Genomic DNA, 8,039 nt, shown 5'->3' on the forward strand with positions numbered 1-8,039 from the left:
CAGCTCTTACTGTCATAAAGCCAAAAAACATACGCCTAATGAGTGACTTAGTCATTCGCCGAAACCAGTTGTTATCCATGCAAACCATGGAAAAGAACCGAATCCAGATACTTCCCGCTTCTCTCCATCCGACTATCAAACCGATGCTAACCACGATAAAAAATCAAATCACCAAGTTAGAAGAAAAGCTCGTTAAACTCATTGAAGATAGCCCTGAATATCAGGCTAAAAACACAATATTGCAGAGCGTCCCTGGAATAGGAAACATTGCCGCTGCATCAATAATTAGCAACGTACCAGAACTTGGCTACATCACAAATAAACAAGCGGCATCACTAATTGGTGTCGCTCCAATAACACGCGAAAGTGGGCGCTACAAAGGTAAGCGCGTGATCCAAGGCGGTCGAGCGCAAGTACGCACAGTGTTATATATGGCAATGATGTCAGCCATGCAATGTAACCCCGTATTCAAAGCAACTTATGCTCGACTTGTAGCTGCCGGAAAGCCTAAGAAAGTCGCAATAATCGCGTGTGTTCGAAAGATGGTTGTGACTCTTAACTCTATGCTGAGAGATGGCGCCATGTGGGATGAAAACATAGCCAAAAATTAATCATTGACGCCATAGTCGTTTGTTAAGCGGCGTTGTTCCACGCTCCCTGACTTGTGCAGTCAAAGAACACGACTTCAATGTCATTTCCAACGTAATCTCTAATCATCTGATGCACTCTTGTGCAATAACCTTGATCTTCACCGAAAACGGACACAGCTATTCTAGTAACATTTGACTCAGCAATACGGCTAAGAATGTGGACATCATGCTCACCAAAGCCCCAGCCATATATAGTTATATTGTTTCCAACTTTTGGTAACACTTCGCGGTAAACAGTATTAAGGTAATGGCTGTTGTGAATTGCTTTAACTTTTTGACTTGAAGTGCCCTCGCTAACGAACAATGGAATATAGTTTCCAGATTCCCATTGTCGCAGGATTGCACGCAATAAATCCCTAGAACCAGCTTCTAGTTTAACTTCCTCTTCCACAACATTTCGAGCTAAAACCAAACTACCGTGAGGATAAAAAACCAAAGTATTGCGTCTATCCCAACGGCTAATTGACTCTCGGAATCTTTGCCAGTCCTCATCAAACTCACCATGCAAGAAACAGTCCTTAAAACTATGTCCATTAAACTCACGATTGGCATACATTATTACCCAATAAAGTGACAGGTCGTAGTTAAGAGAAAGTACTGTTTTGAAAGAGCTAAGGAAAGTTGCGATGTCAGAAAATTGCTCCTCAACTGCATGGTATTCAGGGTGGATACTACGTACAGCCTGAATCAAGCACTCTCGAACATGTTCATAAGCACTTCTAGTTGCATTGTCCGCAATTTCTAGAGCAAGATTGACTCGATTGGCTTGCCATACAAGACGCAAGATCAATTCAAAATCATCAGTCTCAAAATGACTAAAAAGCTGTTCAACATGGTGGGTCAATAACCCATTATCAATCGCATGTTGTTTTAATGAAGAGTAAGAAAAACTACCATCAATGCCAATTGAAGCACCATTTCCAAGTAGTAGTGAGCCATCAAACCTATCCGATATATCGGACCATTTCTCAATTACGTATGTCATTTTTATTATCTCCTAGCCGCTTAACAGCTATTAGACAGAAAAATTCTGCATTTAAATATAGGATTTTTCTATCTAGTTTCATATGTACAGCAATTTACCACGATTAATCACAGCAATTCAGTGACTTAAAACATAGATAGACTCATTGAATGACAAAATGCAGAATATTTCCATATAGTATGAATTTCGTAAAAACCCCGACCAACTGGATATAAACACAGTCCCCTTACACATGCCCCAAAACACAAAAAAGCCTGCCATCTATGCGAACATAAATGGCAGGCTTTATACGTTAGTTAAGCTTGTGTGTGGCTAGCTTACGCGGCTTCGAATGCGAGGGCTTTCTTCTCTACCTGACGGAAGATCAGCGTTAGTATGCCGTTTACTGCTAAGTAGAATGCGCCAGCAATGCCGAACACGGTTAGCGTGTCGTAGGTTTGGCCGTTGATACGCTGAGCGTAACCCATCAAATCCATGATGGTGATGGTGCTTGCCAGTGACGTACCTTTGAAAACTAGAATCACTTCGTTCGAGTAAGCTGGAACGGCGCGGCGTAGTGCATATGGCAGTAACACTTTCAGCGTTGCGATTTTGTCCATACCAAGTGCACGACATGCTTCCCACTGCCCTGCTGGAATGGCGTTGAATGCGCCTCTGAACAGTAGCGTGCTGTATGCGGCGGTGTTCAATGCTAATGCTAACATTGCACAGAACCAAGGTTGGCTTAACCAAGTCCACATGAAGCTTTCACGAATCCAATCGAACTGACCCGGGCCGTAATACACCAAGAAGATCTGGACCAATAATGGTGTGCCGGTGAACAGCGTGATGATGCCACGAGTGAACCAGTGAATCGCCGGTATTCTTAGGATTAGCGTTACCGTCATCAGCAGTGACAAGATACAACCAACAAGCAATGACGCGCCTGTGAGTTGAAGACTGGTCGCTAAGCCTTCAAGCATTTGAGAGAGGTATTGTTGATTCATGCCATTGCCCCTTTGTTACCCAAACCTTGAATAGAGAACTTACCATCAATCACTTTTACCAATCTTTGTGTGATTAAAGTGATGACCAAGTAGATTGCAGCTGCTGTCGCGTACCAAGTAAATGCTTCGTGCGTTGCCGCTGATGTTAGTTGTGCTTGTTTCAACAAATCCGTTACGCCAATCAGTGATACTAATGCGGTGTCTTTTAGTAACACTAACCATTGGTTGGTTAACCCTGGTAGCGCGTGTCTTACCGCTTGAGGTAACACGATACGAAAGAATGAACGTGATTGAGAGATACCAAGCGCGCTTGCTGCTTCTCTCTGCCCTTTGCTTACTGCTTTTAATGCACCACGGATGGTTTGTGAAGCGTAAGAAGCAAAGATAAGTGACAGTGCAACAACACCAGATAAGAACGGGCTAACTTCGATGAAGTCGCCAGTGATCATGAACAGAACTTGTGTCGAACCAAAGTAGATAAACAGTACGACCAGAATTTCTGGTAAACCACGAACAATCGTCACAAATGCAGTCGTTGGCCATTTGATTGCAATACGACGAGACATCTCACCACTTGCAAACAAAACTGCTAGAACCAATCCAACCAATAGGCTTACGAACGCAAGCTGAACAGTCATCCAACTTGCTTCGACGAGCCCTAAAGAGTAACCCGTTAATTCCATAAATTACTTACCGAAGTACTTGTTGAAGATCTTATCGTATTCGCCGTTCGCTTTTACTGCTGCAAGTGCAACGTTAAGCTGGTCTACAAGTTCTTGGTTGCTCTTGTTTACTGCGATGCCAAAGCCGTTACCGAAGTACTCTTGGTTTGTTACTTGGTCGCCAACGTACGTTAGGTTGTCTTCTTTCTTGAACCATTCAGCTACAACGGCTGTGTCACCGAATACAGAATCGATACGACCGTTCTTCATGTCGATGAATGCATCTTGGTAGCTTGAGTAAGGTACCGCTGTTACGCCAGTCATTTGCTCAAGTAGGAAGCTCTGGTGAGTAGAACCGTTTTGAACGCCAACACGCTTACCTTCTAGTGCTGCTTGGTCTGCTACTTTGCCTTCGAAAGAAATGAATGCTGCAGAGTTGTCGTAGTATGCGTTAGAGAAGTTCACTTGTTTAAGACGCGCTTCTGTGATGTCCATTGCCGAGATAGCCGCATCGTAACGTTTGAATTTAAGTGCAGGGATCAAGCTATCGAATGCTTGGTTGTGGAAAGTACACGTTGCTTTCAGCTCTTCACAAAGTGCGTTTGCTAAGTCTACGTCAAAACCCTGAATTTGGTTGTTCTCATCCATGTATTCGAATGGTGCGTACGTTGCTTCCATCGCGAATTTGATTTCTTCTTTAGCCGCTGCGTTAAAAGAAGCAAGGCCGATAAGTGAAGCTAGTAGAATCTTTTTCATTTTGTTACTCCGAATACTGTGTAATAGCGGCCTGTGGCCATTCTTATAATTTGATTGTTTTAATTGATGTTGTGTTTAGCTAGATCTAGTGAGTCAACTTTCTTTTAATAAGTGACTTACTTAATGAGTCAGATACTCGGCAAACTCAGGTGTCTGCGGATTAACGAATGAATCGCTGGTGCCGTGTTCAACGATGTACCCTTTCTCTAGGTACAGAACGTGGCTAGCAATCTTCTTCGCGAAATCGACTTCATGCGTCACGACCACTTGGGTAATGCCCGTTCCGCTCAATTCTTTAATAATGCTCACGACTTGGTTGGTGATCTCAGGATCAAGCGCCGCTGTTGGTTCATCAAACAACAACACATCCGGTTTCATCATCAGCGCACGTGCAATCGCAACACGCTGTTGTTGACCGCCAGACAGTTGAAGTGGCCAAGCATCTGCTTTGTCTGCAAGTTGAAGTGTCTTTAGTACTTCTTGCGCTTGCTTAATCGCTTCTTGCTTATCCAAACCCGCCACTTTGGTTGGTGCTTCAATCAAGTTTTCCATCACCGTCATGTGTGGCCATAAGTTGTATTGCTGGAACACCATGCCGACTTTACGACGAAGTTTAAGCCCCTGCTTCTCTTGGATTTGGCTTGAAAAATCGAATTGCTCGTTCGCAATGTCTAATTCGCCGTTGTCCGCGATTTCTAGCAGGTTCAATACACGCAGTAATGAACTCTTGCCCGCGCCGCTTGGGCCAAGCAATACCAAGGTTTCGCCACTCTCACAGTCGAAACTGATGTCGTGAAGAACTTGGGTATCACCGTATGATTTGTTGATGCTCTTTACTTGAATACTCATGCCACAATACTGCATTAATTGTCATTTGTTGGTTATTCTATTCAATCCGAGGTTTTATGCAAGAAAAATGTATAAAAAACTACTTTGTTGAATTTTTGTAACAAATATTGCACAAAAAACAGTCGCTATAACTGGTCTTACAACTAAAAATTGCAAGTCATTGATAAAGCTAATATCAAGATAAATAGCAAACGTTTTGCTATCAATTTATAAATCATCGCACGGTTGCTTGTTTATGTGTGCACTCTCCTATCAACGCTAATTTACTTGCATAAAAATTAGGGTTAAATAGCTTGGTTTCCTATCCAACTGACTGGATCAAAATGCTTAGTTTTCCTTTAAGGTCGTTTCGAGTTATTCACTTCGTGGAGAGGAAATATTGGAAATTGAGTTTCCTAGGGAGCGTCACAGCGCAATAAATGCTTTAATGGGTTCGATTCTCAACAACAATTACTGCCCAGCGAACAACGCGCAGTACAGGCAATAAGTCATAAAGCAATTAGCCATAAGCAACAAGCAACAAGCCATCTATTTTTAAAGCGACAACACATTAAGGCAGTCATATGCAAAACGATGTCTCTTCTACGCTCGACTCGAACCAGCGACAGACTCAGCGATCGACTCAACAAGCGCCAGAACCCAAACCTGAGAAAAAAAGCCTCAGTATTTTGTTTGAGCTGAGTAAATTCATTCAGCCTTATAAAGGTCGTGTTATTGCTGCGTTGATCGCGTTGATCTTCACAGCGAGCTTAACCCTTTCAGTCGGACACGGTATTCGTCTTCTTATCGACCAAGGCTTCAGCCAACAATCGTTGTCAGACTTAGGCAGCGCGATTCAATTCATCATGGTGGTGGTCGTGCTGATCTCGATTGGCACCTTCTTCCGCTTCTATTTGGTCTCTTCTGTTGGTGAGCGAGTAAGTGCGGATATACGCCTGTCGGTTTTCAATCATGTCGTGACGCTGCATCCAAGTTACTTTGAAACCAATGGCAGTGGCGACATCATGTCGCGAATCACCACGGATACTACTCTGCTTCAAAGCATCATAGGTTCATCGTTCTCTATGGCGATGCGCAGCGCGTTGATGTGTATTGGTGCAATCATCATGCTGTTTGCGACCAATATTAAGCTGACGTTGATTGTATTGGCCTCGGTGCCATTTATCTTGATTCCGATCCTTGTTTATGGGCGCCGTGTAAGAGCCCTATCTCGCCAAAGCCAAGATTCCATGTCTGATGTGGGTTCTTACGCAGGTGAGGCAATTGAGCACATTAAAACGGTGCAAAGCTACAGCCGAGAAGAGCAAGAGAAAGCATCATTCGCGGTAGAAGTGGAAAAGGCGTATGAGATTGGTCGCCAGCGTGTAAAACAGCGCGCGATTCTTATTTCTGGCGTTATCGTGATTGTATTTAGTGCTATTGCAGGCATGCTTTGGGTTGGCGGCAGTGATGTTATCAACGGCACTATGTCGGCTGGTGACTTAGCGGCGTTTGTGTTCTACGCAATTATGGTTGCTTCATCGTTAGGTACGATTTCTGAAGTGATGGGTGAACTGCAACGCGCGGCAGGTGCGACCGAGCGATTAATCGAGGTCCTACAAGTTGAAAGCCATATTGTTGCGCCAGTTGCGAATCCAACTTCGCTTGCTAACGTAACGCCAGAAGTTGCATTTGATGATGTGACCTTCTGTTATCCATCAAGACCGGACCAACCCGCAACAAGCAACCTCACGCTTACTGCCCATGAAGGCAAAGTGTTGGCACTGGTTGGCCCGTCTGGCGCAGGTAAAACTACCCTGTTCGAACTGCTGCAACGTTTCTACGACCCACAAGTGGGTAAGGTCACCTTAGGCGGTGTTGAACTGAATCAGTTTGATCCTAACGAGCTAAGAAAGCAGATGGCATTGGTACCGCAACAACCTGCTCTGTTCAGTAACGATGTGTTCCATAACATTCGCTACGGCAACCCGCAGGCAACAGACGAGCAAGTGATCGAAGCGGCGAAGAAAGCGCACGCACACGAGTTCATTCAAAACCTACCTGATGGCTACAACAGCTTTCTTGGTGAACGTGGTGTAAGGCTTTCTGGTGGGCAGAGACAACGTATTGCTATCGCACGTGCCATCTTGAAAGATCCAAATATTCTATTGTTGGATGAAGCAACCAGCGCACTAGACAGTGAAAGTGAGCATCACGTACAACAAGCGTTAGAAGAATTAATGCGTGGCAGAACGACGATCATTATCGCCCATCGATTATCAACAATTAAACACGCCGACCAAATTGCGGTGCTCGATAAAGGACAACTAGTAGACATCGGCGACCACCAGTCTCTCATCAATAGCTGCGAATTGTACCAACGCTTGGTTGAGCTGCAATTCAAACACCTTAGTGCCTAACTATTGAGTGGATGTGCAACTAAGTCACTGACATTGTGTGGTTTCAAGCTTCAAAAACTTAAATCACGCGTGTTGCAGTTTTGTTAATTTAGCGGTAGGGTTTTTATTCCAATAACAACTTATCCCTACATAACAATAAGAGAGTTCGCATGGAAGCACTATTATCTGACTACCCGGTAGTAACAGAAATCCCTGTCGCTTGGGGAGAAATGGACGCACTCAATCACGTTAACAACGCTGTATATTTTCGCTATTTCGAAACCGCTCGCTTAGATTTTTTCAAGCACGTCGAGCTGATGGAAGAGATGGCGATTACCAAAGTTGGTCCTGTTCTTGGTGACACTTACTGTAAGTATTTCCGCCCAGTCACGTATCCAGATACCTTGATGGTCGGCTCACGTGTTACCGATATTCAAGATGACCGATTCACCATGGAATACGCGATTGTCAGTAAGGCTCAACAGAAACTGACGACCGTTGGCACTGCGACTATCGTGATGTTTGATTTTGCTTCGAACCAGAAAGCCCTGCTCTCGCTGCGCTTAACCAATGAAATCGAAAAGATGAACACGTTGAAAAGCCCATGCTTCAAACAAGAAGCCGTGACAGAATAACGTATTCGTTGGTTGAGAAAGATTCAGAAAGTTTCAGAATCGAGTAGGAGGAGGCCTCGCAGCCTCCGTCCTCTCACACCACCGTACAAGCGTGGGTCGCATACGGCGGTTCCGAATATACTTTCAGTGACTCGTACC

At 44.2% G+C, this 8,039-nt stretch carries 8 protein-coding genes; 3 read left to right on the forward strand and 5 right to left on the reverse strand.

What is annotated here, in order from left to right; genetic code table 11:
* Positions 1-611: transposase (locus F0229_RS21800; RefSeq protein ID WP_216606197.1), on the forward strand; the 611-nt coding region annotated here is incomplete at its 5' end.
* 22 nt (positions 612-633) lie between these two features.
* Here the strand turns inward: F0229_RS21800 and F0229_RS21315 are convergent.
* The 5 genes from F0229_RS21315 to artP form a co-directional block, all read right to left on the reverse strand.
* Positions 634-1,635, reverse strand: a complete 1,002-nt coding sequence (locus F0229_RS21315) for a DUF4917 family protein (RefSeq protein ID WP_171733664.1) — start codon at positions 1,633-1,635, stop codon at positions 634-636.
* A 317-nt stretch (positions 1,636-1,952) separates the two neighbouring features.
* Positions 1,953-2,621 carry an arginine ABC transporter permease ArtM gene (artM, locus tag F0229_RS21320; protein WP_171733665.1) on the reverse strand — a complete coding sequence of 223 codons (669 nt, stop codon included), beginning with the start codon at positions 2,619-2,621 and terminating at the stop codon, positions 1,953-1,955.
* Positions 2,618-3,304 (reverse strand): arginine ABC transporter permease ArtQ, encoded by a 687-nt coding sequence (gene artQ, locus F0229_RS21325; protein WP_017083621.1) that lies wholly within the window; start codon positions 3,302-3,304, stop codon positions 2,618-2,620. The genes artM and artQ overlap by 4 nt, the downstream gene beginning before the upstream one ends.
* A gap of 3 nt (positions 3,305-3,307) precedes the next feature.
* Positions 3,308-4,039: a lysine/arginine/ornithine ABC transporter substrate-binding protein gene (locus F0229_RS21330; RefSeq protein WP_017070691.1), complete on the reverse strand. Its 732-nt coding sequence runs from the start codon at positions 4,037-4,039 to the stop codon at positions 3,308-3,310.
* Between the two features lie 120 nt (positions 4,040-4,159).
* A complete protein-coding gene (gene artP / locus F0229_RS21335; RefSeq protein ID WP_032545343.1) occupies positions 4,160-4,888 on the reverse strand; it encodes an arginine ABC transporter ATP-binding protein ArtP in 729 nt (242 codons plus the stop codon).
* A 563-nt stretch (positions 4,889-5,451) separates the two neighbouring features.
* Between artP and F0229_RS21340 the strand changes: the two genes are divergently transcribed.
* Both F0229_RS21340 and F0229_RS21345 read left to right on the forward strand, forming a co-directional pair.
* Positions 5,452-7,287 carry an ABC transporter ATP-binding protein/permease gene (locus F0229_RS21340; RefSeq protein WP_171733666.1) on the forward strand — a complete coding sequence of 612 codons (1,836 nt, stop codon included), beginning with the start codon at positions 5,452-5,454 and terminating at the stop codon, positions 7,285-7,287.
* A 149-nt stretch (positions 7,288-7,436) separates the two neighbouring features.
* Entirely contained in the window at positions 7,437-7,901 is a 465-nt protein-coding gene (locus F0229_RS21345; RefSeq protein WP_017061819.1) for a thioesterase family protein, read from the forward strand.
* Positions 7,902-8,039: the final 138 nt, after the last annotated feature.

Source organism: Vibrio sp. AIC-3 (genome assembly GCF_013114515.1).
GTDB classification, from domain to species: domain Bacteria; phylum Pseudomonadota; class Gammaproteobacteria; order Enterobacterales; family Vibrionaceae; genus Vibrio; species Vibrio crassostreae_C.